Below are 26,115 nucleotides of genomic sequence, written 5' to 3'. Positions count from 1 at the left end.
GAGGTTAGACAGATGAGCAGATGACGGGCAATGACAACCGGGGCTTCGCCCCGGGCCGGGGGCTCCGCCACCCGGAGCCCCCGAAAGCTGTTAGCTCGCCCGCACCCGCAAGTTGTCCAGTGCCTTGCGGACGTGACCGCCGGAGCTGTGGAGCGCCTTGGCCGCGCTCGTCACGTCCGAACCCGACAGCAGGTGCACCAGCGCCACCTTGAGGTCGCCCCCGGCCTCGGTGAGCGCGTCCGAGCAGTCCGCCATCGTCATGCCGGTGGCTTCCTGCAGGATCCGGATGGTCCGGCCGCGCAGCTTCGCGTTCGTGGCCCGCACGCTGACCATCAGGTTGGAGTAGGTGCGGCCCATCTTGATCATCGTCGCCGTCGAGAACGACGTCAGGAGCATCTTCTGCGCCGTGCCCGCCTTCATCCGGGTCGAGCCGGCGATCACCTCCGGGCCGGTGTCGACGGCGATGAGCACGTCCACCCCGGCGGGCTTGGCGGCCTTCGGGTTGCCCGAGACCAGCCCGGTCCGCGCGCCCTGGCGGGACGCCGCGGCCAGCGCACCCAGGACGTACGGCGTCCTGCCCGACGCCGTCAGCCCCAGCACGAAGTCGCCCGGCTGGACCATCGCGGCCATCTCCGCCGCGCCGGCCCCCGAGTCGTCCTCCGCGTTTTCGACGGCGTGGCGGAGGGCCCGCTCGCCGCCGGCGTGGTGAGCGATGAACCAGTCGCCCGGCACGTTGAACGTCGGCACCAGCTCGGCCGCGTCCAGGGTGGCCAGGCGCCCGGACGTGCCCGCCCCGACGTAGTGCACCCGGCCGCCTGCCCGCAGGGCGTCGACCGCGTAGTCCACCGCGCGCGCCACCTGGGGCAGCACCGCGGCGACGGCACCGGGGACCGTGCGGTCCTCGGCGTTGATCGCGCCCAGGATCCCCGCCGTGGACATCAGGTCGATGTCCGTGGTGCGGGGATTGCGGGTCTCGGTCGGCGAATCGACGTGCACCGCCTGCACGGGGACGGTCATCATGCGCCTCACCTTTTCGTCGGTCATTACTTGCCGGTTTCCCGCGGACGGCGACGACCGTCCGGCCTGACCCCCAAGCGGTGCGAGCCGACCGCGTCCCTGGTCGCGTCCAGTGCGCTGACCGACGCGTCCATGTGCCGCTGCGCGACGCCGATGAACAGGCAGTCGATGACGGTGAGCTGGGCGATGCGGCTCGCCGTCGCTCCCGAACGGAAAGTGGTTTCCCGTGCTGCGGTCGTCAAAACGTAGTCGGCGACCTCGGTGATCGGCGAGCGCGGGAAGTTCGTCACGGCGATGGTGATCGCGCCGTGCTCGCGGGCCACGCGCAGCGCCTCGACGGTGTCGGTGGTCGCGCCGGTGTGCGAGACGCCGATGGCGACGTCACCGGGGCTGAGCACCGCGGCCGAGGTGAGCATGATGTGCGTGTCCGACCACGCGAAGCACACGCGGCCGATGCGGTGCAGCTTCTGCTGCAGGTCCGCGGCGACGAACGCGCTGGCACCGACGCCGTAGACGTCCACGCGGCCGGCGCTCGCGACGACCTCGATCACGCGCTCGAGCGTGGCGACGTCGAGCTGGTCGGCCGTCTCCTCGACGGCACGCGCGTCGGCGAAGCTGACCTTGCCGATGACGGCGGCCAGGTCGTCCTCCGGGCCGATCTCGCCGCCGAGGTTGCGCGTGGTGCGCGCCTCGGTCCGGGCGGTGTCCGCGGCGAGCGCGATGCGCAGCTGCGGGTACCCGCCGACGCCCACCGCCTTGCAGAACCGCGTCACCGTGGTCTCGCTCGTGTTGGCGGCGAGGGCCACCTCGGTGATGCTGCGCCGGGCGACCGACGCCGGGTCGTCCAGCACGACCTTCGCGACGCGCTGCTCCGCCCTGGCCAGGCCGGGGAGCAGCGACCGGATCCGCACCAGCGGGCTGGCGTCCGCGTCCCGCACGGTCGTCTGGACCGATACGGGCTCGGACGGTGCCGTGCCGACTACGGATTCGGGATCATTCACCGTCGGAAAGTTACTAACCGTTGGCATTTGCGACAAGGCTACCCACACCCTTCGGTACGATCGCAACCCGTCCGTGTCTGCGGATCTGGGATTTGCGATTAATCGTTGACCAGAAAGTCGCCAACAGGGTCGACCTTGTTAACGAGGTCAAGCTAACGACTTGGCAACTTAGTGTCGCGATGCAAGCGGCAAGAAGACGGTAAAATCCGGCTAACGGTCGACACTCGGCGATGCGCCGGTCACCGAGCGCTCAACTGCCAACCCTCTGCAACGAAGGCGGCGGGCTCACGCTCACCGTCGAGGAGTGATCGGCCGCTCTCGGTGACTTTCACACCGTCGACCGAAACGCCGCGGCCGGTGTAGAGCGGGTCGGTGCTGTAACGCCAGCGGAGGCTCACTGAAACGCCTTCCGGCAGGCTCGCCGTCACCTTCCACCAGGCCCGGTGGCCGTGTCCGGAGAGCGACGTGACGCTTCCGGAGGGTGCGCCCGGCCCGGACGCCGACAATGCGACTGGTTGCCAGTTCACGCCGTCGGTGCTCGCCAGCAGCTCAAGTGGATCACTCGGGCCTTCGGTGTCCACGAAAGCAAAAAAGGACACCCGTGCTTGATCACTATGCGTAGTAAAAGCGCGAGTACTCAGCGTGGCGACGGAGGCGTTACCCAGCGTGCTCGTCCAGGCGTCCGTTCCGACGGCAGGCCGCACGGCCATGGCCCTGGCCAACGAGGTCGCCCACACCTGGCGGGCGGTGTTGATCGAACCCCAGGTCCGCGTCGGGTGCACGCGGTTGGTCAGCAGGATCGCGAACGACCGCGATTCCGGGTCGATGACCAGCGTCGTTCCGGTGAAACCGGTGTGCCCGGCCGTCACCGGCGACGCCAGTGCACCCATGTACCAGGGCTGGTCGAGCTCGAAGCCGAGGCCGTGCGCGTCGTCCGGGAACTGCTGGTTGTAGTTCGTGAGCAGCTGCCGGACGGTGTCCTGACGCAGGATCCGGTGCCCGCGATAGCTGCCGCCGTTGAGGATGGCCTGGGCCAGCGTGGCCATGTCGTTCGCCGTGCTGAAGACGCCGGCGTGCCCGGCGACACCGCCCAGCGACCACGCGTTCTCGTCGTGCACGCTGCCGCGGACCATCCCGCGTGGCGGGTTCGCCTCGAACTCCGTCGCCGCGATCCGGTCCAGCTTCGCCGCGGGCGGGTTGTAGCCGGTGTCCACCATGCCGAGCGGCGCGGTGATCCGGTCGTGCACGACCTTGTCGAGGGACTGCCCGGTCAGCTTCTCGACGATGAAGCCGAGGGTGAGCAGGTTGATGTCGGAGTAGAGGTAGGTCGTGCCCGGCTTGTTCTTCAGCGGGCTGTCCAGCACGGCCTGGCGGCGCGACGGGATGTCCGGGTAGCCCGCCCACAGCGACGGGACCGGGTCGGCGTCGAAGCCCGAGGTGTGCGTGAGCAGCATCTTGACCGTGACGGCGGCCTTGTCGCCGGTGGCGAACTCCGGGAAGAAGCGGGACACCGGCGTGTCGATGGTGAACTGACCGCGTTCGACGAGCTGGAGCACGGCGATCGAGGTGAACAGCTTCGAGATCGACGCCATGTCGAAGATGGTGTCGTTGCGCATCGGGACCTGCTGGTCCGCGGGCAGCTCGGTGCCCTTGGCGTCGGCGTACCGCAGCGCGCCGCCGACCGCGTACCGGTCGACGACGACGCCGTCGTGCGCGAGCAGGCCGACCGCGCCGGAGAAGTGCGGGTGCCCGCTCGCGTCCGGCCTGGTCCAGCTCGCCAGGAAGTCCTCGGCGGCCTTGATCGGCGCCGGATCCAGGTCGACCTCCTGCGGACGGCCGTCGCGCAGCGTCGTCCACGGCGGCGCGAAGCCGTGCTGCGGCCGGTCGAAGCGGCCGGCCGTGGGGTCGTGGCTGGTGATGGCGCCGGCTCCCGAGGTCAACGTGGTCAGCGCGACCAGCACACCGGTGGCCGCGGCGATGACCTTCCTAGCACGCACGACTCGTCCTCTCAGCGGTAGAGCAGGTAGCGGCGGCGGTTCCGGTCGAACTCGGCCAGCTCGGCCCGCCAGGCACCGGTGACCTCGTCGACGCCCGCACCGGCGTCGACCATCGTCCGCAGCCGGTCGGACCCGGAGAGCTTGTCGATGTAGTTGTCGGACCGCCACGCGAAGACGTCCGGGTGCAGCGCCTTCGCCGTGACGAGCATGGCGACCGCCGTCCGGATCGCGTCGAAGGCCCGCGGATCGGTCACGCTCAGCTGCACGCCACCGCAGGTCTGGTTGGCGAACTTGCTGAACGTGGGCACGAAGTAGGTCTCGCGGAAGGCCGCCCCCGGCAGGCCGGCGTCCTCGAGCTTCTCGCGCCAGCGCCAGTCGAGCCCGGGCGCGCCGACGATCTCGAACGGCCGGGTCGTGCCGCGGCCCTCGGAGAACACGGTCCCTTCGAACATCCCCGTGCCCGGATAGACGAGCGCGGTGTCCGGGGTCGGCATGTTCGGGCTCGGCAGCACCCAGTTGAGCCCGGTCTGCGCGAAGAGCGTGTCACGCTGCCAGCCGCGTACCGGGACGACCTCGAGGTGCTCGAGCCGGACGCCTTCGCCGGGCAGGAACTCCCCGGCGAAGAAGCGGGCCAGCTCGCCGACGGTCATGCCGTGCTGCTGCGCGATCGGCTTGCGCCCGATCCCGGAGGCGAACTTCGGGTCGAGCACCGGCCCGGCCGCCCGGCCGCCGAGCGGGTTCGGCCGGTCCAGCACGACGAGGGCCGCGTTCGTCTTCGCGGCCGCCACCATCGCCGTGTAGAGCGACCAGATGTAGGTGTAGAAGCGCGCGCCGACGTCGGCGATGTCGAACACGACCGTGTCGACGCCCGCCTTCGTGAACAGCGAAGCGAGCTTCGTCGCGTCGACGCCGTACGCGTCGTACACCGGAATGCCGGTACGCGGGTCGGTGTAGTCGCCCTCGGACCCGCCGGCCTGCGCGCTGCCGCGGAAGCCGTGTTCGGGCCCGAAGGCCGCGACCGGTTTCACGCCGGCCGCGACCATCGAGTCGACGATGTGGTCGCCGTCCAGCAGGACACCGGTCGGGTTCGACAGGACGCCCACCTTGCGGCCCTTGAAGGCCCGCCAGCCCTGCGCGGCCAGCTGTTCCGCGCCGGTGAGCACGCGGCCGTGTCCCTGCTCGGGCTCGGCCCCGGCCACGGCGGACCCACCCGTCAGGGCCGGGACCGCCAGCGCGCTCGCGCCGAGGAAGTGGCGCCGGTTGAGGTTCACCAGGTCAGCCCGTGGCCGAACGGGTACTTCACGGTGTGCACGTCGGCGCCCGCGGGGATGTCGACCGGCAGCTTCCCGACCGGCTTCGTCTCGCCGAGGATCACCTTGGCCAGCGCCTCCAGCGTCGGCCCGATGTAGCCGTAGGTGGCCAGCCACGTCTTGACCGGAGTCGCGTAGCCGGCGTCGTACGGGATCTGCGCGGCGACCGCGACGACCGGCTTCCCGGTCGCCTGCAGCGCGTCGAGCAGCTTGCCCTGCAAGGGGAACCCGCCGAGGTTGTTGGTCAGCACGACGACGAGGTCGGCGTTGCGGGCGCTCGCGGCCGCCTGCGCGATCTGGGCGTCCGTGGGCGCCTGGCCGGTCGCGTAGGCCGTCGCGGTGGTGCCGTGGGCGGTCAGCTTCTGCGCCAGCGACGCCGTCGTCGAGACACCCCAGCCGGTGACGAACGTGGTCGCGGGCTTCTGCTTCAGCGGCAGGAGACCGGCGTCGTTCGCGATGGCGGTGATGCCGCGGTCGGCGATGTCCTGGGCGGTGGCCAGGCTCGACGGGATGCCGACGGTCTGCATCACCCGGCCCGGGTCGACGAACGGCGAGAACAGGATGCCGCGCTTGAACTTCAGCTTCAGCACGCGCAGGACGCTCCGGTCGATCCGCTGCACCGGGATGTCCCCGGACTTGACCGCGTTGAGGACGGAGTTGATGGCGACGTCGAGGTGCACGGGCATGAGCAGCTGGTCGACGCCCGCCTTGAGCGCGAGCACCGGGATTTCGGCGTCGTTGTGCAGCTGCCGCACCCCCTGCATCTCCAGTGAGTCGGTGATGACGACGCCGTTGTAGCCCAGTTCGTTACGCAGCTTGCCGGTGATGATCGGCTTCGACAGCGTCGCGGGTTCCAGCGACGGGTCCAGGCTCGGGAACTGGATGTGCGCGCTCATGATCGAGTCGACGCCTGCCGCGATCGCCGCCTTGAACGGCGGCACGTCGGTGCTGCGCCACTGCGCTTCGGTGCTGTCGATGCGCGGCAGCCCGGTGTGGCTGTCGGTCGGCGCGGCGCCGTGCCCGGGGAAGTGCTTGGCGGTCGCCGCCACGGATTTCTCGAAGCCCTTGACCTCGGCCGTGACGAAGTCACTGGCCAGGCCGGGCTGCCCCGAGAAGGACCGGACGCCGATGACCGGGTTGACCGGGTTGGAGTTGACGTCCGAGTCGGGCGCGAAGTCCTGGTTGATGCCCACGGCCCGCAGCTCGCGGCCGAGGATGGTCGCGGCCTGCGTCGCGCGGCCGGTGTCCCGCCCGGCGGCGATGGCCATGGCGTTCGGGAACTCGGTGGCCGGCGCGCCCATCCGCGTGACCGTGCCGCCCTCCTGGTCGGCGGCGATCTGCAGCGGGATGTGCGCCCCGCTGGTGACCGCGGCCTGCTGCAGGCCGTTGGACAGCTTCGCGACCTGCACGGGGTCGTCGAAGTTGTCGCGCGAGTCGTTGTTGAAGTAGATGACGCCGCCCAGGTGGTACTTCCGCACGACCTGGGCGGGAGTGTCGACGCCGAAGTCGGCCTGGTTCTTCGGGTTCACCTCGTCGGCCGTCTTGCCGTTGACCCAGGTGACGAAGAGCTGCCCGACCTTCTCCTCGAGCGTCAGCCCGTGCAGCGTCCGCACCGCGGCGGCTTCCGCCTGCGCGTCGGCGCTCACGCTCGGTGCGCTCGCCGCGGTCGCGACACCCACACCGGTGAGGGCGAGCACCCCCGCGACGGGCAGGGCGAACGCATGGAACCTCCGATTTCGGGTCGTCACGACCAGCCTCCCAGAAAGTTGCGGGCGCCCGGTGCGACGTCAGAAGTCCACCCGGAGGCGCCAGTATCGGGAAGCTACTCACCGAATCCGGTCGTGTCCATCGACCGAGCGCAGCAACGGCCCAGTCGTACCCGGATCGGTAGGAAACCCCGCGGCGGGCGGACACCGGACCCGCGATATGACGAGGCGGCGCCCGTGACCCCGGAGGGTCGACGGGCGCCGCCTGCAAGCGCGGACTTCTCGGGCGACCAAGCGTGCAACTCTGGTCGTACCTACATGGACTCGGCGTGTGGCGTCCCACTACGCAGTCCCTAGACGACGAGCCTCCCGCGGCGCGCTGCGCGTGGGTACCCGGAGTCCGCGCACGGAGGTTTGCCGGGGTGGAACAGGCTTCTCTTCTACCTGTTCCCTGGCCGACCGAACGTCCGCACTTACTTTCTACGCCGTGAGCCCGGTCACTTCAAGTGCGCGGACGGGTGCACCGGTACAGAGGCTGGATCGGGTGACATCGGCACCCTGCGCGACGGACAATTCGGGGCTGGGCTCGGTAAAGCCGCAGGCCGTACGGCCGTGTGGGTGGCCGGCCGGGGTTATCGGGACCGACGGCGACGGCTGAGGCCGTACCAGGTCGCGCCGGCCGCCACCGCGCCGACACCGAGCGCGACCATTCCCGCCGACCGGGTGGGGATCCGGGTGCGCAGCGACATCGGCCGGTCGAAGGCCAGGATCGGCCAGCCGCGGTCGAGGGCTTCGCGGCGCAGCAGCTTGTCCGGGTTCACCGCGTGCGGGTGGCCGACGACCTCCAGCAGCGGGATGTCCGTGCTGGAGTCGGTGTAGGCGAAGCACTCGGCGAGGTCGTAGCCGTAGGTCGCGGCGAGCTGCTTCGCGGCGACGGCCTTGTTCGCGCCGTAGCAGTAGAAGTCGACTTCGCCGGAGTAGCGGCCGTCGACGATCTGCATCCGCGTGGCGACGCTGCGGGTCGCGCCGAGCATCTCCGCCACCGGCGCGACGACCTCTTCGCCGGTCGCGGACAGGACGATGACGTCGTGCCCGTCCTCGCGGTGACGCGCGATCAGTTCCGCCGCCTCCGCGTACACGAGCGGGTCGACGACGTCGTGCAGGGTTTCGCGGACGATCGCCGAAACCTGGGCGACGTCCCAGCCGGCGCACAGCGCGGAAACCTCGGCACGCAGGCGCTCGGTCTTGTTCTCGTCGGCGCCGGCGAGGGAGAAAACCAGCTGCGCGTAGGCACTGCGCAACGCCGCCCGGCGGTTGATCAGCCCTTCCTTGAGCAGCGGCTTGCTGAACGCCAGCGCGCTCGACGAAGCGATGATCGTCTTGTCCAGGTCGAAGAACGCGGCGACCGCGTGCTCCGGGCCCGGCTTCCGGATGCGCGACGGGTCGCTGCTCGGTTCGGCCACGCGTCCAGGATAGGAGCTTGATCGCGGCGCGTCCCGTTCATCCACCACGAGCGCGCCGGTGCGGCGGAAATTCCATGACAGGCAGGGACTTCCGGCGCGCTGTGCCGTTACCGAACTGTGTGCCTCATCCGGCGCGCGCATCGGCGCCCGGCGGAGTTACAGTGAGGGAGCCCGGTGTCCAACCGGGCCGGTTCAGTCCGACCCCCCGGGGCTGAACCCACGGCGGCCCCCGTCCCTCCCCCCTGGCGGGGGCCGCCCTCTTACCTCCCGCTTGCCTGCGCAATTCCCGTTGTCCTGGTGATTTGCGTTTTTGCGACTTGCAGTTCTTGCCGTGCGTTTACTTTTCCCGGGTTTCCGGATGCGGCGATTCGCGCCGGTTTCGGCGCGCGATCCTCCCACAGCCCACCGACAGAACCGGCTCGCGAGCCGTTCCCCGGACCGCGGTTGTCCACAACACCCCAGTTGTCCACAGGCGGGCTCCCGGCCCGTTGTGCCGCCCCGCCGCCGCCCGCGACCGTGGAAGCCGGGCCACCCGGGGCCCGCACCGACGACGGGGAGGACGCATGACGGGGGAACGGCCGCTGGTGATCGCGGCGGACGAGACGGTGCTCGACGAGATACTGCGCGTGGCGGCGGTCGCGGGCTGCGAGCTCGACCGGGCACCGGACCTGACCGCGGCAGGCGACCACTGGGCGGACGCGCCACTGGTGGTCCTCGACGAAGAGACGGCGCGGCTGCCACCGGCGCTGCCACGGCGCAGCGGGATCCTGCTGGTCTGCAAGGGCAGCCCGGGCCCGAAGACGTGGGAGCGCGCGTTCCGCGGCGGCATCGAGCGCGTGATCTCGCTGCCGGACGAGGAGACGCAGCTGGCCGGAGTGTTCGCCGACGTCGTCGAGAAACCGGCGAAGCAGGCGGGCCTGGTGTTCGCGGTGGTCGGCGGCCGCGGCGGCGCGGGAGCATCGGTGTTCGCGGCGGCGCTGGCCCTCGCGGCCGACCACGAGCCGGGCGGCGCCCTGCTGGTCGACTGCGACCCGCTCGGCGGTGGTCTGGACATGTTGCTCGGCTTGGAGAAGGTGCCCGGCCCACGCTGGCCGGAGGTCCAGGCAAGCGGCCGCGTCTCGGCCCAGTCGTTGTCGGCGGCCCTACCCCAGCGAAGACACCCGGGAGGCAGCCTCCCGGTGCTGTCGTGCGGCCCGCAGGGCGAAGGCCCGGACGCGGCATCGCTGTCGGCAATCCTGTCCGCAAGCCGCCGCGCGGGCCGCACGGTGGTGTGCGACCTCCCCCGAACCCTGGGCGAGGCGGCAACGGAAGCAGTCAAGGCAGCCGACACGGTGGCCCTCCTGGTCCCGGTGGAGTTCCGGGCATGCAACGCGGCCAAGCGAGTGCTGCGCGGTCTGTCCCCGCTGACGTCCCGCACGGGAGTGGTCGCATGTGGACCCTGCCGCTCCCCGGAATCGGGACACCACACGGCCAAGCTCCTGAACCTGCCCCTGCTGACATCGATGCCCCCGGACCGAACGGTGCTGAATGCACTGGAAAGGGGCGAGCTGGCAGAAACCCGCCCACGCTACCTGACAGAGGCGGCAGCAGAGGTCCTGGTGGCGACCCACCGCAGAGCCCGCGAGACAGCCCGATGAGGAGCGGCCCGGTCAGGGTCGGAGACCTCTTGCTGCCCACGGTGGTGACGCTGGCGGGCAGGGGAGCGGTGAGCGCGAAGAACTTCCTGACGCTGCTGACGTTTCCAGCGTCCGGCCAACTGGATTCGCCACCCGCAGGCGATGCGTCCACGCTCCAGCCCGGCACCCGAGTCACGGCTGAAGCTGTTCCCGATTCACCCGCCCAGCCCGGCACCCCCACCGATCCCACCCCACCAACCCAGGCGGTGAACCCATGACCATCGACTTCGTGGACCGAGTCCGCAACCGCCTCGCCGGCGACCGCCGCCAGGCCGACCCGGTGGCCGTCGCGACCGCGGTCCGCGCCGAGGCAGGCGGCGCCCTCGGCCACGACGCGGTCCTCGACGCCGCGCGCCGCGCCCGCGACGAGTTCGTCGGCGCCGGCCCGCTCGCCCCGCTCCTCGACGACCCGGCCACCACCGACGTGCTCGTCACCGGCCCCCAAGAGGTCTGGACCGACGGTCCCGAAGGCCTCGCGCGCACCGGCGTCCGCTTCACCGGCGAAGAGTCCGTCCGCCGCCTGGCCCAGCGCCTCGCCCTGGCGGCGGGCCGCCGCCTCGACGACGCACAGCCCTTTGTGGACGGCTGGCTCCCCGGCGCCGGACCCCACGGCCGCGTCCGCATGCACGCGGTCCTGCCCCCGATTGCGGCCGGCGGCACCTGCCTGTCCTTGCGCGTCCTGCGCCCGGCAACCCACGACCTCGGCGCGCTCGGCGACCTCGGTGTCTTCGACGCGGGCGGCGCGAACCTCCTGCGGACCGTCGTGTCACGGCGGATGGCGTTCCTCGTCACCGGCGGCACGGGCGCGGGCAAGACCACGCTTCTGGCCGCCCTGCTCGGCGCGGTCGATCCGGCCGAGCGCATCGTCTGCGTCGAGGACGCCGGCGAACTGCAACCGGCGCACCCGCAGTTCGTCAGCCTCGTCGCCCGTCCGGCCAATGTGGAGGGTGCGGGCGCGGTCGAGCTGCCCGAGCTGGTGCGCCAGGCACTGCGGATGCGCCCTGACCGCCTGGTGGTCGGCGAGGTCCGCGGCGCCGAGGTCTGCGCACTGCTCGCAGCCCTCAACACCGGACACGACGGCGGCGCCTGCACCGTCCACGCCAACTCCCCGGCCGAGGTACCGGCGCGCATCGAGGCACTCGCCGCGCTCGGCGGTCTCGGACGGGACGCGGTGCACAGCCAGCTCGTCGCCGCCGTCCGCGTGGTGCTGCACATGCGCCGCGAACCGGGCGGCCGTCGGCGCCTGGCCGAGGTCGGCGTGCTCCGCGCCGAACACGGCCGCGCCCGCGTCGTGCCGGTGTGGCGCAGTGGCCGCTGGACGATCGATCGCCACCTCTTCGTGACGTCGGGGGCGATCGCGTGCTGAACGTCTTTTCGCGACGGCGAAGGAGAATCCGGTGATCACCCCGTGGTTCCCGCTGTGCCTGGGTGCCGCGCTCGTGTGCTGGCCCCCGGCGCGCACCCGGCTGCAGGCCGCGGCGGAGCGTCCGGCGAGATTCCGGATTCCCCAGGCGTGGCGCGCCGTCCGATGGCTGCTCCCGGCCGCGCTGGCCGGAGCGTTCGCCGGCGCAGGAGGCGCGATCGCCGCCGGCGTCCTGACGCTGGCGTGGCGTCAGGAACGGCGAGCGCACCAACGCGCCACAACCGAACTCGCGATGGCCACGCACACCGCGACCGCGTTGCGGACGATGGTGGCCGAGCTGCGCTCCGGCGCCCATCCGGTCTCCGCGGCGGAAGCGGCGGCGGAAGCGGCCCCGGCCGTGGCGGCGGACCTCCATGCCCTGGCAACGGCGGCCCGCCTCGACACGGACCTGCACGCACCGGCCATTCCGGAGCTGGCTGCGGCCTGGACCCTGGGCAGGCGCCACGGCTTGCCGATGGCCGACGTCCTCGACGCGGTCCGCCGCGACGCCGAAGCCGGTCTCGCGTTCGCCCGCCGGATGCGAGCGAAGCTGGCGGGGCCACGAGCGAGCGCGGCCGTGCTCACCGGACTCCCGGCGCTGTGCGTGCTGCTCGGGCAGGCCATGGGCGCGGCCCCGCTGCGCCTGCTGGCCGGGAGCACGCCGGGCCAGCTGCTGCTGGTGACGGGCAGCGTCCTGCTCTGGGCGGGAACGGCCTGGTGCCGCGCTCTGACCGGACGGGTGCGGATCCGATGACCGCGGTGGCGATCCTGCTGACCGGGGTGGCGCTGTTCGTCTGGCCGGACGAAACAGCGGCGCGTCGCTTCAGGAGCCTGGCCGACGGCCCGCTGCGCGTGCCGGGCCGCCAGTGGTATCGAACGATGCCGTACTTCGCGACGGTCTTGGCCGGCGCTTCGACAGCGGTGCTGGCCGGCGGAGCCGCCGGTGTGGCGGCGGGCGTGATCGTGACGTCGACCGGCTGGTGGGCGATCCGCCGCACCCGGCGCCCGCGCGCACCGGCCGTGGACATCGCCACCAGGCTGCGCCTCGCGGGAACACTCGATCTTCTCGCGGCCTGCCTGCGCGCTGGTCTGCCGGTGCCTTCGGCGCTGGAGGCCGTGGCAGGCACGGCGCCTGCCGAAGCGGGGACGGCGCTGCGCTCGACCGCGGGACTGCTCGCGCTCGGTTCCGGCCCGCACGAGGCCTGGGCGCGGGTACAGGCCATCCCGGGCCTCGGCGAACTGGCGAGCGCGGCGATCCGGACGTCCCGTTCGGGCGCGGCGTTCGCCACGGCGGCGGCCGACCTGGCCGGGCGCTTCCGCGACGAGCTGGCGACCGACGCGGAGGAGCGCGCCGAACGGGCCGGGGTGGCGCTCGCGCTGCCGGTCGGCCTGTGTTTCCTGCCCGCCTTCTTCTGTCTGGGCGTGCTGCCGGTCGTGCTCGGCCTGGCCGGACGTCTCGGCCCGCTCTTCTGAACCCAGCACCCGAAGGGAAATCCCATGCGCGCGTTCCATCGCCGCCGTCCCCGCTCGGACGACGGCTCGACGACCGTCGAGTACGCCATCGTCACCCTCGCGGTGGCGGCGTTCGCGGCGGTCCTCTATTCCTTGCTGACCGGCGACTCGGTGGTTTCGTGGCTGACGAAGCTGGTCATGAAGGCCCTGTCGGTGCCGTCATGAGAGGCCGCGACAGGGGATCGGTGACGGTCGAGGCAGCGCTCGCCATGGCCGGGCTGACGGTGGTGACGGCGCTGGTGCTCGCGGGCCTGGCGGTCGTGACGAGCCAGCTGCGCTGCACGGACGCGGCCCGCGAGGCAGCCCGCCTGGTGGCAAGAGGCCAACCCCAGGCGGCGGAGGCAGCGGTCCGCGCGATCGCGCCACCGGGCGCGGGCCTGAGCGTGCACCACATCGGCGACGCCATAACGGTGAAGGTCACGGCCCAGCCGGTGACCGGCCTCCTCCCGGCGATTCACCTGGACGCCGAGGCCTACGCGGTCGCGGAACCGGGAACGGAGGTCCCGGATGCACCGCACTGAGCCACGGGACACCGGAGCGGCAACGATCTGGACGGCATTGGCGGTAGCGGCACTGACAACGGTGGCAACACTGTCAATCTGGCTGGCGGCGGCAACAATCACCCGCCACCGAGCCGAGGCGGCAGCAGACCTGGCAGCCCTGGCAGCGGCCTCCCACGCAGCGGAAGGCCCCGTCCGGGCATGCGAACACGCAAAGTGGATCGCGGACCGGATGGGAGTGACGCTCCTGACCTGCCGCTGGCAGCAACTCGACGCACTGGTCGAGGTCCGTGCCCCCAGGGAGGGCATGGCGGGCTTGGTGGAAGTCGCCGCCCACGCAAGAGCGGGACCAACCAACCAGCCGCCCTAACCGACGTCGGCGACCACCCGGGCGCGAGCGAAGCCCAGCCAGCCACGGCAACCGGCGGCGGCGTGCCCGGCACTCGCCGAGCCCCGACCAGCTCGCACCCCGTTCATCCACCCGCCGCCGCGTCCACCATGGCGGCATCCGCCCGCGCGACCCGGCCAACGGCAGCCAAGCCCGCCACCCATTCACCGAAACCAGCCGAACCGACCGGTCGCCGGACGCCGACCGGTCGGTATGCGGCGACGACCGGCTGATCCGCCGGGCCGGGCGACGAGCGGCCGGTGGTCACGGGCAGCGGTCGCTGATACACGGCGAGCGGTCGAACCCGCCGCTCACCTGGGCCGAACCGCCGGAACCAGCCCACTTCGCGAGCCGTCGAGGGAACATCTGTCCTGGGCTTTCGCGCGACGAACGGTCCGTTCGCGGGTGCCGTTCACCGTCCGTCGGTGCCGGGGGATTCGGTCGGGCCGTATGGATCACTGGGCGTTCATCGCCTCGTAACCACCGGTTGTCGCGTGGGGGTTCCGGGCAATGTGCAACTTGCCGTTAAGTGAGATGTGCGACACCACGACAGGGTCTAGCGGGTCGCGGAGAACCGGAACGTGAAGGCAGGAAAGACAATGTTGGACGCGAATTGGCCGGACAGCTGGCGGGGCGCCTTCCGCATCGAACTGCGGGCGGAGGCGATCGGTCTCGCCTGGCGCGGCTGGCCGGTGCTCCCGGGCGTCGACCCCGCTCCGCTCACCGACGGCGACGACCTCACCTGGCGCCGTCCCGTCCCGGCCAGTGACACCTGGCGCGAGCAGATCGGCACCCACGCCCACGAGGTCGCCACCTGGTTCTCCGACCGCACCCACAGCCTGCTCGTCGCCACCGGCACCGTCCTCGACGCCATCGAGGTCGACGACGAACTCGGCAAGCGCGCCTGCCGCCTGCTCCGCGCCATCGGCCACCCCGCGCCCATCATCGCGCTGCCGAACGGCCGCTGGCTGTTCCTCACCACCGTCGCCGACCGCATCCCGGCCGAGCTGGCCGAGCGCGCCTCGATCCAGTGGCACGGCAAGGAAAGCTACATCCCGCTGCCGCCGTCGCCGTTCCAGCACGGTGTCGTGCACTGGCGCGTCAAGCCCGAGGTGTGCGGCTGGCAGCTGCCGGACGCCGCCGAGGTGCACGACGTGCTCGTCCGCGCACTGGCCGGTGCCGAAGCTCCGCAGCTGGTCCAGTCCACCGCGGCCTGACCGCACCGGACCACCGCCGCCGACCGGTCCCAGCCCGGCCGAGGCGGAGCACGACACAACTCCATGAACCACCAGTGGCCGTTCTAGCTCCCGTGTTGACGCAACGCCCCGAGCACGGTTTCCAGAACGGCCACCGCCCCCGCCTTGTCCAGCGGATCGTTGCCGTTCCCGCACTTCGGCGACTGGACGCAGGACGGGCATCCCGTCGGGCACTCGCAGGAGACGATCGCCTCCCGCGTTGCGGCCAGCCACGGGACAATCGCGGCATAACCGCGTTCGGCGAATCCCGCACCCCCGGGATGGCCGTCATGCACGAACACCGTCGCCTCCCCGGTGTCTTCGTGCCACGCGGTACTCACCCCGCCGATGTCCCACCGGTCGCACGTAGCGAACAGCGGTAGCAGGCCGATCGCCGCGTGCTCGGCGGCATGCAGGGCACCGGGGACACGCGCCGGAACCAGTCCGGCGCTCCCCGGTGCCCTGCCACCCTCGTGAACGGGCCCCCGACCGTTCGCCAGGGATTCCTCCCCGGTCCCCACCGGCCCCGCAGATTCGGTCCCCACCCGATGGCCCCCGGTCCCCACCTCGCCATCGGCCGCGGAACCACGGACGACGGCCGAGCGAGCCCCCACCGGCTCGCCGGCCGAGCGGGTCGGAGTGCTCTGGTCGGTCGCTGCCGGGTCCTCGCCAGTCGAGCGGGCTGCCGTGGCAGGGCTGCCCGCCAATTTCTCGCCAGCCGAGTGAGGCCCGGCGTTCGAGCCGGTTGCCGCCGGTTTCTCGTCGGCCGAGTGGGGCCCGGCGTTCGAGCCGGTTGCCGCCGGTTCCTCGCCAACCGAGCGAGCCGCCGTGGCCGAGCGATTACTCGCCCGCCGCCGCGGTTCCTCGAGGCCGAGCAGCTCCGCCGAGATCGTGTACCAGACCGCGCGCGTGTGCAGGCTCTGCTCCGGCAGGTCGAGCGGCGTGTGGTCCAGCACCTCCCCGGACGGCCGACGGCGCAGATAACCCACCACCTGCGACGTCACCGCCACCTCGCCCAGGCAGACGCTCACCCCGCCGAAGTCCTGCTTCTCCTGCGTGCTCAACACCGAAATGTCCACGACCTCGCGCGGCGTCGTCGTCCAGTCCGGGTTCTCTGCGTGCACCAGCGCCAGCCCGGTCTCCAGGTCCAGCTCGTCGACCACGTACGACGAACCCTGGTGCAGATAAACCGCGCCCGGGTGCACGGCGAAGCAGGCCGAGCCCGGGTCGACCGTTCCGAGCATCCGCCCGGAGTCCGCCTCGACCACCGCGATCTGCTCGCCGCCCGTCCCGCGGATGCCGACCTCGGCATGCGGGCGCTCGCGCGAAGTCCAGTACCAGCCGCTCGACCGGCGGCGCAGCATCTTCCGCTCCGCCAGTTCGGCGAGCACCTCCGTGGCCGCCGCGCCGCCGAACATCTCCAGCTCCGGCACGGTCAGCGGCAGCTCGGCCACGGCGCACGCCAGCTGCGGCGCCAGCACATAGGGATTCGCCGGGTCGAGGACCGCCGTCTCCACCGGCCGCTCGAGCAGGGCCGCCGGGTGGTGCACCAGGTACGTGTCGAGCGGGTCGTCCCGCGCGACGAACACCACCAGCGCCGAGTCGCCGGACCGCCCGGCCCGCCCGGCCTGCTGCCAGAACGACGCGAGCGTGCCCGGGTAGCCGGCGAGCACCACCGCGTCCAGCCCCGCGATGTCGACGCCCAGCTCCAGCGCGTTGGTCGTCGCGACACCCAGCAGCCGCCCCGACAGCAACGCCGCTTCCAGCGCGCGACGCTCCTCCGGCAGATACCCGGACCTATACGCCGCAACGGTTTCGGCCAGCGCAGGGTCCACTTCGGACAGGATGCGACGCGCTCCCAGCGCGGCCAGCTCCGCGCCCCGCCGCGACCGGATGAACGCCAGCGACCGCGCACCTTCCAGCACCAGGTCGGCCAGGATCCGCGACGCCTCCGTGCCCGCCGGGCGCCGGACCGGCGCGCCGTTCTCCCCGGTCAGCTCCTCCAACAGCGGTGGCTCCCACAACGCGACCGTCCGCGCGCCGCGCGGCGACGCATCTTCGGTCACGGCAACACATGGCAACCCCGTCAACCGCGAAGCGAACGAAGCAGGCGAAGCCGTCGTCGCCGACGCGAGCACGAACACCGGCGAAGCACCGTAGTGCTCGGCGACGCGCCGAAGTCGGCGAAGCAGCAACGCGACGTGCGAGCCGAAGACGCCGCGATAGCTGTGGCACTCGTCGACCACCACGCAGCTGAGCCGCCGGAAGAACGTCGCCCACCGGCCGTGCGCCGAGAGGATCCCGCGGTGCAGCATGTCCGGGTTCGTGAACACCCAGTTCGCGTGCGCGCGCACCCAGTCGCGCTCGGCCATCGGCGTGTCCCCGTCGAACGCCGCCGCCCGCACCCCCGGAATGTCCAAAGAGGACACCGAACGCAGCTGGTCCGCCCCCAGCGCCTTCGTCGGCGACAGGTACAACGCTGTGACAACCGGGGCTTCGCCCCGGGCCCCCCGACCTGAAGCTTTCGCCTTCCCGCTCGCGGCCAGCCGGGACAGCACCGGCAGCTGGTAGGCCAGCGACTTGCCCGACGCCGTGCCGGTCGAGATCACGACGTGACGGCCTTCGTACGCGTGCGAAGCCGCTTCGGCCTGATGAGCCCAGGGCGCCGCCACGCCGCGGTCACGCAGCGCAGCGACCACCGCCGGATCCGCCCACGACGGCCACTCTGCGTAGCGCGCGGCTCGGCCCGGCAGGTCCGCGACGTGCGTGACCGGGTTCTCGCGCGACGGGATGCCGGCGGTCACCCGCCCCAGCAGCCGCCGCCCACGTGAGTCGTCCACCCGCCGAGCTTGGCACAGGGGTACGACAGTTCCGGCATCCCAGCTGCGCCAACGCATCGGCGAGAGGGTGATCGATCAAGTGAGGAGGCTCACAAGGTAACGGAATGTACCGTCACCGGGACGGCGTGAAGACGCAGGTTGCGATACCAATACACTCCCGCAATCCACACCCTCTGTGGTGAGCGTCATGTGAGACGTGCATTGCTGCCCGGCTAGCGTGTCGCTCGGTACAGGGTCCATGCCAGCGCCGGCCGTGTCGAACCCTCGGCTTGGTGTCGACGCTGGCGCACGGCGACGTCTCCTGGAGGACGAATGTCACGGCAGTTCCTCGCGGAGGGCGGAAAGCTTCCGTTCTCCGGAGGTGACTACACGATTGTCGGTGTAGTCGCCGTGGTCGCGCTTGCCGCACTCGTCATCGGCTACGTCCTGCTCAAGGAGGTGCTGGCCGCAGGCCAGGGCACCGCCAAGATGCAGGACATCGCCAAGGCGGTGCAGGAAGGTGCGGCCGCGTACCTCAAGCGGCAGCGGAACACCCTCGCCATCTTCGGCGTGATCGTGTTCCTCCTGCTCTTCATCCTTCCCGCGGACGACTGGAACGAGAAGATCGGCCGCTCGATCTTCTTCCTGGTCGGTGCGGGTTTCTCGTTCGCGATCGGCTACCTCGGCATGTGGCTGGCGACGCAGGCGAACCTGCGCGTCGCGGCCGCGTCGCGGGAGGAGGGCGGCCGCGAGAAGGCGATGCGCGTCGCGTTCCGCACCGGTGGCGTGGTCGGCATGATCACCGTCGGCCTCGGCCTCTTCGGTGCCGCGGTCGTCGTGCTGGCCTACACCGGCCAGGCGCCCAAGGTGCTGGAGGGCTTCGGCTTCGGCGCCGCGCTGATCGCGATGTTCATGCGTGTCGGCGGCGGCATCTTCACCAAGGCCGCGGACGTCGGCGCGGACCTGGTCGGCAAGGTCGAGCAGGGCATCCCGGAGGACGACCCGCGCAACGCCGCGACCATCGCCGACAACGTCGGTGACAACGTCGGCGACTGCGCCGGCATGGCCGCGGACCTGTTCGAGTCCTACGCCGTCATGCTGGTCGCCGCGCTGATCCTGGGCAGCACCGCCTTCGGCGTGCACGGCCTGCTCTTCCCGCTGATCGTGCCGGCCATCGGCGTGATCACCGCGGTCATCGGCGTCTACATCACCAAGGCCCGCGCGAACGAGGGCGGCCTGGTCACGATCAACCGCTCCTTCTACATCTCCGCGGTGATTTCCGCGGTGCTGTCGGCGATCGCGGCGTTCGTGTACCTGCCGAGCAGCTTCGCCGACTTCGGTGGCGACTTCGCGGGCAACACCGGCAACCCGGCGGTCATCGCGACCGTCGCGGTGATCATCGGCATCGTGCTCGCGGCGGTCATCCTGAAGCTGACCGGGTACTACACCGGCACCGAGTACAAGCCGGTCAAGGACGTCGGCAAGACGTCGGAGACGGGCCCGGCGACGGTCATCCTGTCCGGCATCTCGGTCGGTTTCGAGTCCGCGGTGTACACGGCTCTCGTGATCGGCGCCGCGGTGTTCGGTGCCTACCTGCTGGGCGGCGGCGTCGCGCTGTTCGCCGTGGCGCTGGCCGGCACCGGCCTGCTGACCACCGTCGGCGTCATCGTCGCGATGGACACCTTCGGCCCGGTTTCGGACAACGCGCAGGGCATCGCCGAGATGTCCGGTGACGTCGACGAGAAGGCCGCGCAGATCCTCACCGAGCTCGACGCGGTCGGCAACACCACCAAGGCGATCACCAAGGGCATCGCGATCGCCACGGCGGTCCTCGCGGCGACGGCGCTGTTCGGCTCCTACTCGGACGCGATCCGCAAGGCCGTCGGCGGCACCGGCGAGTTCATCGCCAACATCGTCAGCCCCGCCACGCTGGTCGGCGTGGTCGTCGGCGCGGCCGTGGTGTTCCTCTTCGCCGGTCTCGCGGTGAACGCGGTTTCCCGTGCCGCCGGCGCGGTGGTGTACGAGGTGCGCCGCCAGTTCCGCGACATCCCGGGGATCATGGAGGGCACGACCCGTCCCGAGTACGGCAAGGTCGTCGACATCGTCACGCGTGACTCGCTGCGTGAGCTGGCGACGCCGGGTCTGCTGGCGGTCTTCGCGCCGATCGCGGTCGGTTTCGGCCTGGGCACCGGCGCGCTCGCGGGCTACCTCGCCGGCGCGATCGCCTGCGGCACCCTGATGGCGATCTTCCTCGCCAACTCCGGTGGCGCGTGGGACAACGCGAAGAAGCTGGTCGAGGACGGCAACCACGGCGGCAAGGGCTCCGACGCCCACTCCGCGACCGTCATCGGCGACACCGTCGGCGACCCGTTCAAGGACACCGCGGGCCCGGCGATCAACCCGCTGATCAAGGTGATGAACCTGGTCTCCGTGCTGATCGCGCCCGCCGTCGTCCAGCTGACGGTCGGGGACAGCCAGAACACGGCCGTCCGCATCATCATCTCGCTGGTCGCGGTCGCGGTGATCGTGGCGGCGATCGTGGTGTCGAAGCGGCGGGGGACCGTCATTTCCGACACCCCGGCCGAGATCAAGGCCTGAGTCCCGGCTCCAGGCAGCACCCCGGGCCCGGTACGCGGCGACGCGTGCCGGGCCTGGGCCTTGCCGGTGGACGGCGAGGCCATCCCAGAAAGGCCAGGCGACTTGCGAAGCAGCACCGAATCGGTACCGTCGGGGCTGCCGGGACGTCGTCGGGCAGGAGGTATGCGGGTGCGGCAGCGGTCGACCGTCTTCGCCGCGCTGACCACGACGATCGCCATCGGCCTCGCCGGGTGCGGCCAGCCCGCGGCGCAGTCCCCGGCGCGGGACGAGGGCCTGTCGGTGACGACCGTGGTTCCCCAGGCCGATCCCGCGGCGAGGTGGGCGGACGGCTACTGCGGCGCGGTGACGCACCTGGTGCGCGCGCTCGCGGCGCTCCCGGTCGTCGACCCGAGCACGCCGCAGCAGGCGTCCCGGACCTCCAGTGACCTGCTTTCCTCGGTGGTCGACGGCCTCGACCAGAGCCTGGCCGGGCTGACCGCGCTCGGCGCGCCGCCGGTCCCGTCCGCCGACGCCGGCCGCAAGGACGTCATCGGTCAGTTCACCGAAATCCGCAGCCAGGCGCAGAACGCGCGGGAGCGCATCGACGCCGTCCGCGGCGACGCGTCGGCGACGAAGGACGCCCTCGGCGACGCGAAGGCCACGCTCGACCGGCTCGACGCGGTCGACTACCTCAAGGGCCTCAAGGACGTGCCCGCGCTGGCCGCGGCCGAGCAGCGGGCGCCCGCCTGCCGTCAGCTCGATCAGTCTCCTGGCTGAAGATCTCCGCGAGACCTGCCGCGAATCGAACTTGTGTTCTAGTATGGCGCGGTGGATCGGACGATCTCGCTCTTCTCCGCCGAGGCCAGCGGGCCGGGTCTGGGCGACCTGGCCGGCCTGCTGTGCTGCCACGGCCAGATCACCGGTTTCGGGCGCACCGCCGCCCGGCTGTCGGTGGTCGTCGAGGAGCCGTGGCGGGCGCACGTCCTGGCACGCGAATTCCGCTGCCGGGGCGCCGACGCCCAGGTGTCGAAGGCCGACTGCGGCCGTCCCCAGGTGCGCACGTCGTTCCGCGTCGACCTGCTGCCGCTGGCGCTGCGGTGGCTGCGGGAAGGCTGTTCGGGTCCGGCGGAGGACGACTCGGGCAAGGCGGTGCCGGAGGGCTTCCGCCTGAGCGGCGCGATGCTGCGGATGTGGGCGCTGGCCGGCGGCCGTCCCGGTACGCAGGGTTACCTGCTTGGCGTCGACCCGCTCGCGCCCGGCATGCACGAACGGCTGGTCGAAGCGCTGACACCGCTGGGTGTCCAGGCGAAGCTGACCGGCCCGAAAGCCGAGGTCCCGGCCGTCAAGGTCACCGGGAAACGCCGGTTGGAGGCGCTGCTGGAACTCATCGGGGAGCCGCCGCCCGGCGCCGAAGCGGCGTGGCCGGGCGCGGAACCGCAACCGCACCCGGAGGCCGCGACGAGCACGGCCTGACCGGGTGCGGGTGCCGCGTCAGGGCCGGGGCAGCGTGCAGCCGGCCTGGGTGAGCGCGATTTCGTTGGCCGGGGTCAGGCAGGCGGGAATGCCGTAGGTCTCCTGGCCGTAGTTCGTCTTGTAGTGCACGGTGACGTTGCCGGCCTGGTCGACCTCGCACGGGTTGTTGTCCGTGCAGCGCTCGCCGTCCTCGTTGCCGGTGTTGTTCACGCCGACGACCTTGCCGCCGGAGATGATCGGCGAACCGGACGTCCCGCCGATGGTCTGGCAGGCGGAGGTGTACCGGATCGAGTCCTTCCAGGTCCAGCTGCCCTCCTTCAGCCGGTAGACGAACCCGTCGATGTTGCAGGAGTAGATGCGCTTCCAGTAGCCGGAGACGACGTCGATCGCCGCGCCTGCCGTCGGGTGCACGTTCGACAGCTCCAGCGGCGAGATCCCGTAGCTGGCCTTGATCTGCGCGTAGGTGGTGGTGAGCTGGTAGAGCGACACGTCGGTGTCGGTCATCGTCCCGTAGACGATCTTCCGGGCCCGCAGCGTGCCCGCGTTGCTGCCGCTCGCGTTGAGCAGCGTGAACGTCCGGCTGGACGACCGGTTGGTGATCACCTGGCCCGGCGCGGGGAAGCCGGTCTCGAGGCAGTGGCCGTTGGACATGACGAGCGCGGGTGCGGTGTCGGGCGTGGCGGCCGGCTTGACCACCGAGCCGGAGCAGTTGGAGAGGGCCACCGTGCCGGCGAAGTTCGCCGCGGCCGCGCTCGCCGGAGTGGTCCCCAGTAATACTGTGGCGGTCGCGGCGGTGAGCAGGGCGCCGAGGAGGCGTCGGGTCATGGCGGTTCCTTTCGGCTGGACGGGGAAACCAGTGAAGCGGTGACGTCCCCGCGCCCACCACCGTCGAACGGAGGGTATCCGGACGGTCACGCGCTAGGCTGCGCTGGACGTGTCCGAAATCACGTGGCCGGTAACTTGAGGAAACATCGTCGAGGTCAGCGGCGATGCGCTGGACACAGGACCGGCGGCGTGTTGGGCGACCTCCGCGCCGTGCGGGCCGGGAGAGCGTGCACACTGGCAGGTCGAGACACGGCCCCTCGCGGGGACGTGGTGCAGTCCCGCGGCGGCGGGACGAGATGAGCGGAGAGCAGGACAGCGTGGCAGGAGCACGGACCAAGAAGAACGGAGCCGCGGCGGACAACGGCGCCGGGCACCGGCGGCTGGTGATCGTCGAGTCCCCGACGAAGGCCCGGAAGATCGCCCCCTACCTGGGCGGCGGATACGTCGTCGAGTCCTCCGTCGGGCACATCCGCGACCTGCCGCGCGGCGCTGCCGACGTGCCCGCCCAGTACAAGGGCGAGGCCTGGGCCCGCCTCGGCGTCGACGTCGACAACGGCTTCAAGGCCCTCTACGTGGTCACCCCGGACAAGAAGTCCAAGGTCACCGAGCTGAAGGGCCTGCTGAAGGACGTCGACGAGCTCTACCTCGCCACGGACCCCGACCGCGAGGGCGAAGCCATCGCGTGGCACCTGCTCGAAACGCTGAAGCCGAAGATCCCGGTCCGCCGGATGGTCTTCCACGAGGTCACCGAGCAGGCCATCCGCGCGGCCGCCGACTCGACCCGCGAGCTCGACGCCGACCTCGTCGACGCCCAGGAAACCCGCCGCATCCTCGACCGCCTCTACGGCTACGAGGTCTCGCCGGTGCTGTGGAAGAAGGTCATGCCGAAGCTGTCGGCCGGCCGTGTGCAGTCGGTGGCGACCCGGATCGTCGTCGAGCGCGAGCGCGAGCGGATGCGCTTCAAATCGGCCTCGTACTGGGACATCTCGGCGACGATGGACGCCGGGGAAGAGGCTTCGCCGCGGAACTTCCCCGCGCGCCTGGTCGCCGTCGACGGCGCGCGCCTGGCCACCGGCCGCGACTTCGGCTCGGACGGGCAGCTCAAGGCGTCGAACACCGAGGTCCGCGTGCTGGCCGAGGCCGACGCGCGGCGGCTGGCCGAGGCGCTGAAGCAGCGTGACTTCAAGGTCGCGAGCGTCGAGGAGAAGCCGTACACGCGCAAGCCGTACGCGCCGTTCATGACCTCGACGCTGCAGCAGGAGGCGGGCCGCAAGATGCGGTTCACCTCCGAGCGCACCATGCGGATCGCGCAGAAGCTGTACGAGAACGGCTACATCACCTATATGCGTACCGACTCCACGACGCTGTCGGAGTCGGCGATCGCGGCCGCGCGCAGCCAGGCCACGCAGCTGTACGGCAAGGAGTACGTCTCGCCGACGCCGCGCCAGTACACGCGCAAGGTCAAGAACGCGCAGGAGGCCCACGAGGCGATCCGGCCGTCGGGCGAGGTCTTCCGCACGCCCGGCCAGGTCGCGGGCGAGCTGGACACCGACGAGTTCCGGCTCTACGAGATGATCTGGCAGCGCACGATCGCGTCGCAGATGGCGGACGCCAAGGGCACCACGATGTCCGTGCGCATCGTCGGCAACGCGACTTCGGGCGAGGAGTGCACCTTCGCCGCTTCGGGCCGCACGATCACCTTCGCGGGCTTCCTGAAAGCGTACGTCGAAGCGGTCGACACCGAGACCGGTGGCGAGGCCGACGACAAGCAGAGCCGCCTGCCGGTGCTGGAGAAGGACCAGGCGCTGACCGCGTCCGAGCTGAACCCGGACGGCCACACCACGTCGCCGCCTGCCCGGTACTCCGAGCCGAGCCTGGTCAGCAAGCTGGAAGAGCTGGGCATCGGCCGCCCGTCGACGTACGCGTCGATCATCAAGACCATCCAGGACCGCGGCTACGTCTGGAAGAAGGGCTCCGCGCTGGTTCCGTCGTGGGTCGCGTTCGCCGTGATCGGCCTGATGGAACGGCACTTCGAGCGGCTGGTCGACTACGACTTCACCGCCGGCATGGAGGACGAGCTCGACCGCATCGCGGCCGGTGACGAGCAGCGTGCGCAGTGGCTGTCGAAGTTCTACTTCGGCGGCGACATGGGCGTCGACGGCTCGATCGGCCGCCTGGGCGGGCTGAAGAAGCTGGTCGAGGGCAGCGTCGAGGACATCGACGCGCGCGAGATCAACTCGATCCCGCTGTTCAGCGACGAGAACGGGCACACCGTCGTCGTCCGCGTCGGGCGCTACGGGCCGTACCTGGAGCGCGAGGTCGACGGGAACTCGCAGCGCGCGAACCTGCCCGAGGACCTGCCGCCGGACGAGCTGACGCAGGAGATCGCGGAGAAGCTGTTCGCGACCCCGCAGGAGGGCCGCGTGCTGGGCACCGACCCGGTGAGCGGACACGAGATCGTCGCGAAGGAAGGCCGTTTCGGGCCGTACGTCACCGAGGTGCTGCCGGAGATCGAGATCCCCGAGGACGCCACGGCCGCGCAGAAGAAGGCGTTGAAGGCGAAGGCGCCGAAGCCGCGTACGGGCTCGCTGTTCAAGTCGATGGACATCGAGACGATCACGCTGGACGACGCGCTGAAGCTGCTTTCGCTGCCGCGCGTGGTCGGCAAGGACCCGGAGTCCGGCGACGAGATCACGGCGCAGAACGGGCGCTACGGGCCGTACCTGAAGAAGGGCACGGACTCGCGGTCGCTCTCGACCGAGGACCAGCTGTTCTCGATCACCCTCGAAGAGGCGCTGAAGATCTACTCGGAGCCGAAGCAGCGCGGCCGGTCCGCGACGGCGAAGCCGCCGCTCAAGGAACTCGGCGACGACCCGGTGTCGGGCAAGCCGATGGTGGTCAAGGACGGCCGGTTCGGCCCGTACGTGACCGACGGCGAGTACAACGCGACCCTGCGGAAGGGCGACGACATCGAGACGCTGACCGCGGAACGGGCAGCGGAACTGCTGGCCGAGAAGCGGGCGAAGGGCCCGGCGCCGAAGCGCAAGGCCCCGGCGCGCAAGCCGGCTTCGACGACGGCGAAGACCGTCAAGGCGGGCACGAGCAAGAAGGCCACGGCAGCCAAGGCCACAACGGCCAAGCGCTCCAGCTCCACGGCGACGAAGGCGAAGTAAGTCCTGCTCGAAGGCCTCCCCGTCCGTCGGCGGGGAGGCCT

General features: G+C 71.2%; 20 protein-coding genes. 12 read left to right on the top strand and 8 right to left on the bottom strand.

Annotated features, from left to right (window positions below):
- Positions 1–90 precede the first annotated feature (90 nt).
- The 6 genes from ABJI51_RS08110 to ABJI51_RS08085 form a co-directional block, all read right to left on the bottom strand.
- Entirely contained in the window at positions 91–1,020 is a 930-nt protein-coding gene (locus tag ABJI51_RS08110) for an N-acetylmuramic acid 6-phosphate etherase (RefSeq protein ID WP_348948820.1), read from the bottom strand.
- Between the two features lie 23 nt (positions 1,021–1,043).
- Positions 1,044–2,045 carry a MurR/RpiR family transcriptional regulator gene (locus tag ABJI51_RS08105; RefSeq protein WP_348948818.1) on the bottom strand — a complete coding sequence of 334 codons (1,002 nt, stop codon included), beginning with the start codon at positions 2,043–2,045 and terminating at the stop codon, positions 1,044–1,046.
- 212 nt (positions 2,046–2,257) lie between these two features.
- Positions 2,258–3,979 carry a serine hydrolase domain-containing protein gene (locus tag ABJI51_RS08100; protein WP_348949779.1) on the bottom strand — a complete coding sequence of 574 codons (1,722 nt, stop codon included), beginning with the start codon at positions 3,977–3,979 and terminating at the stop codon, positions 2,258–2,260.
- Between the two features lie 47 nt (positions 3,980–4,026).
- Positions 4,027–5,286: an exo-beta-N-acetylmuramidase NamZ family protein gene (locus ABJI51_RS08095; RefSeq protein WP_348948816.1), complete on the bottom strand. Its 1,260-nt coding sequence runs from the start codon at positions 5,284–5,286 to the stop codon at positions 4,027–4,029.
- Positions 5,283–7,022, bottom strand: coding sequence for a glycoside hydrolase family 3 protein (locus ABJI51_RS08090; protein ID WP_348949778.1), 1,740 nt, complete (start codon positions 7,020–7,022; stop codon positions 5,283–5,285). The genes ABJI51_RS08095 and ABJI51_RS08090 overlap by 4 nt, the downstream gene beginning before the upstream one ends.
- 641 nt (positions 7,023–7,663) lie before the next feature.
- Positions 7,664–8,494, bottom strand: coding sequence for an HAD family hydrolase (locus ABJI51_RS08085; protein ID WP_348948814.1), 831 nt, complete (start codon positions 8,492–8,494; stop codon positions 7,664–7,666).
- A gap of 563 nt (positions 8,495–9,057) precedes the next feature.
- Between ABJI51_RS08085 and ssd the strand changes: the two genes are divergently transcribed.
- From ssd to ABJI51_RS08045, 8 genes are all read left to right on the top strand, one after another.
- Positions 9,058–10,131 (top strand): septum site-determining protein Ssd, encoded by a 1,074-nt coding sequence (gene ssd, locus ABJI51_RS08080; protein ID WP_348948812.1) that lies wholly within the window; start codon positions 9,058–9,060, stop codon positions 10,129–10,131.
- Between the two features lie 253 nt (positions 10,132–10,384).
- A complete protein-coding gene (locus tag ABJI51_RS08075) occupies positions 10,385–11,536 on the top strand; it encodes a TadA family conjugal transfer-associated ATPase (protein ID WP_348948810.1) in 1,152 nt (383 codons plus the stop codon).
- Between the two features lie 31 nt (positions 11,537–11,567).
- Complete coding sequence (locus ABJI51_RS08070) at positions 11,568–12,326, top strand: type II secretion system F family protein (protein WP_348948808.1); 759 nt, start codon at positions 11,568–11,570, stop codon at positions 12,324–12,326.
- Positions 12,323–13,045, top strand: coding sequence for a type II secretion system F family protein (locus tag ABJI51_RS08065; protein WP_348948806.1), 723 nt, complete (start codon positions 12,323–12,325; stop codon positions 13,043–13,045). Before ABJI51_RS08070 ends, ABJI51_RS08065 begins: the two co-directional genes overlap by 4 nt.
- A 24-nt stretch (positions 13,046–13,069) precedes the next feature.
- Positions 13,070–13,249, top strand: a complete 180-nt coding sequence (locus ABJI51_RS08060) for a DUF4244 domain-containing protein (protein ID WP_348948804.1) — start codon at positions 13,070–13,072, stop codon at positions 13,247–13,249.
- Positions 13,246–13,605: a TadE family type IV pilus minor pilin gene (locus ABJI51_RS08055; RefSeq protein ID WP_348948803.1), complete on the top strand. Its 360-nt coding sequence runs from the start codon at positions 13,246–13,248 to the stop codon at positions 13,603–13,605. Before ABJI51_RS08060 ends, ABJI51_RS08055 begins: the two co-directional genes overlap by 4 nt.
- Positions 13,592–13,954, top strand: coding sequence for an Rv3654c family TadE-like protein (locus ABJI51_RS08050; protein WP_348948801.1), 363 nt, complete (start codon positions 13,592–13,594; stop codon positions 13,952–13,954). The genes ABJI51_RS08055 and ABJI51_RS08050 overlap by 14 nt, the downstream gene beginning before the upstream one ends.
- A gap of 617 nt (positions 13,955–14,571) precedes the next feature.
- Positions 14,572–15,189, top strand: coding sequence for a bifunctional DNA primase/polymerase (locus ABJI51_RS08045; protein WP_348948800.1), 618 nt, complete (start codon positions 14,572–14,574; stop codon positions 15,187–15,189).
- A gap of 83 nt (positions 15,190–15,272) precedes the next feature.
- Here the strand turns inward: ABJI51_RS08045 and ABJI51_RS08040 are convergent, their stop codons facing one another.
- Positions 15,273–18,011 carry a DEAD/DEAH box helicase gene (locus tag ABJI51_RS08040; protein ID WP_348949777.1) on the bottom strand — a complete coding sequence of 913 codons (2,739 nt, stop codon included), beginning with the start codon at positions 18,009–18,011 and terminating at the stop codon, positions 15,273–15,275.
- 348 nt (positions 18,012–18,359) lie between these two features.
- Here ABJI51_RS08040 and ABJI51_RS08035 point away from each other — a divergent pair, with 348 nt between their 5' ends.
- From ABJI51_RS08035 to ABJI51_RS08025, 3 genes are all read left to right on the top strand, one after another.
- On the top strand, positions 18,360–20,624 hold the full coding sequence (locus ABJI51_RS08035) for a sodium-translocating pyrophosphatase (RefSeq protein WP_348948799.1): 2,265 nt from the start codon (positions 18,360–18,362) through the stop codon (positions 20,622–20,624).
- Between the two features lie 168 nt (positions 20,625–20,792).
- Entirely contained in the window at positions 20,793–21,380 is a 588-nt protein-coding gene (locus ABJI51_RS08030) for a hypothetical protein (RefSeq protein ID WP_348948797.1), read from the top strand.
- 51 nt (positions 21,381–21,431) lie between these two features.
- Positions 21,432–22,076 (top strand): hypothetical protein, encoded by a 645-nt coding sequence (locus ABJI51_RS08025; RefSeq protein WP_348948796.1) that lies wholly within the window; start codon positions 21,432–21,434, stop codon positions 22,074–22,076.
- 18 nt (positions 22,077–22,094) lie between these two features.
- On the opposite strand, the gene ABJI51_RS08020 is transcribed toward ABJI51_RS08025, so the two are convergent.
- The gene (locus ABJI51_RS08020; protein WP_348948795.1) at positions 22,095–22,901 is read right to left on the bottom strand and encodes a S1 family peptidase; all 807 of its coding nucleotides are present in this window, start codon (positions 22,899–22,901) and stop codon (positions 22,095–22,097) included.
- Positions 22,902–23,197: 296 nt separating this feature from the next.
- On the opposite strand from ABJI51_RS08020, the gene topA reads away from it, so the two are divergent.
- The gene (gene topA / locus ABJI51_RS08015) at positions 23,198–26,074 is read left to right on the top strand and encodes a type I DNA topoisomerase (RefSeq protein WP_348948794.1); all 2,877 of its coding nucleotides are present in this window, start codon (positions 23,198–23,200) and stop codon (positions 26,072–26,074) included.
- Positions 26,075–26,115: the final 41 nt, after the last annotated feature.

It is taken from the genome of Amycolatopsis melonis (assembly GCF_040064235.1).
Lineage (GTDB): Bacteria > Actinomycetota > Actinomycetes > Mycobacteriales > Pseudonocardiaceae > Amycolatopsis > Amycolatopsis melonis.
The sequence above is the reverse complement of the archived record's forward strand: the minus strand, read 5'-3'. Positions and strand labels throughout refer to the sequence as shown.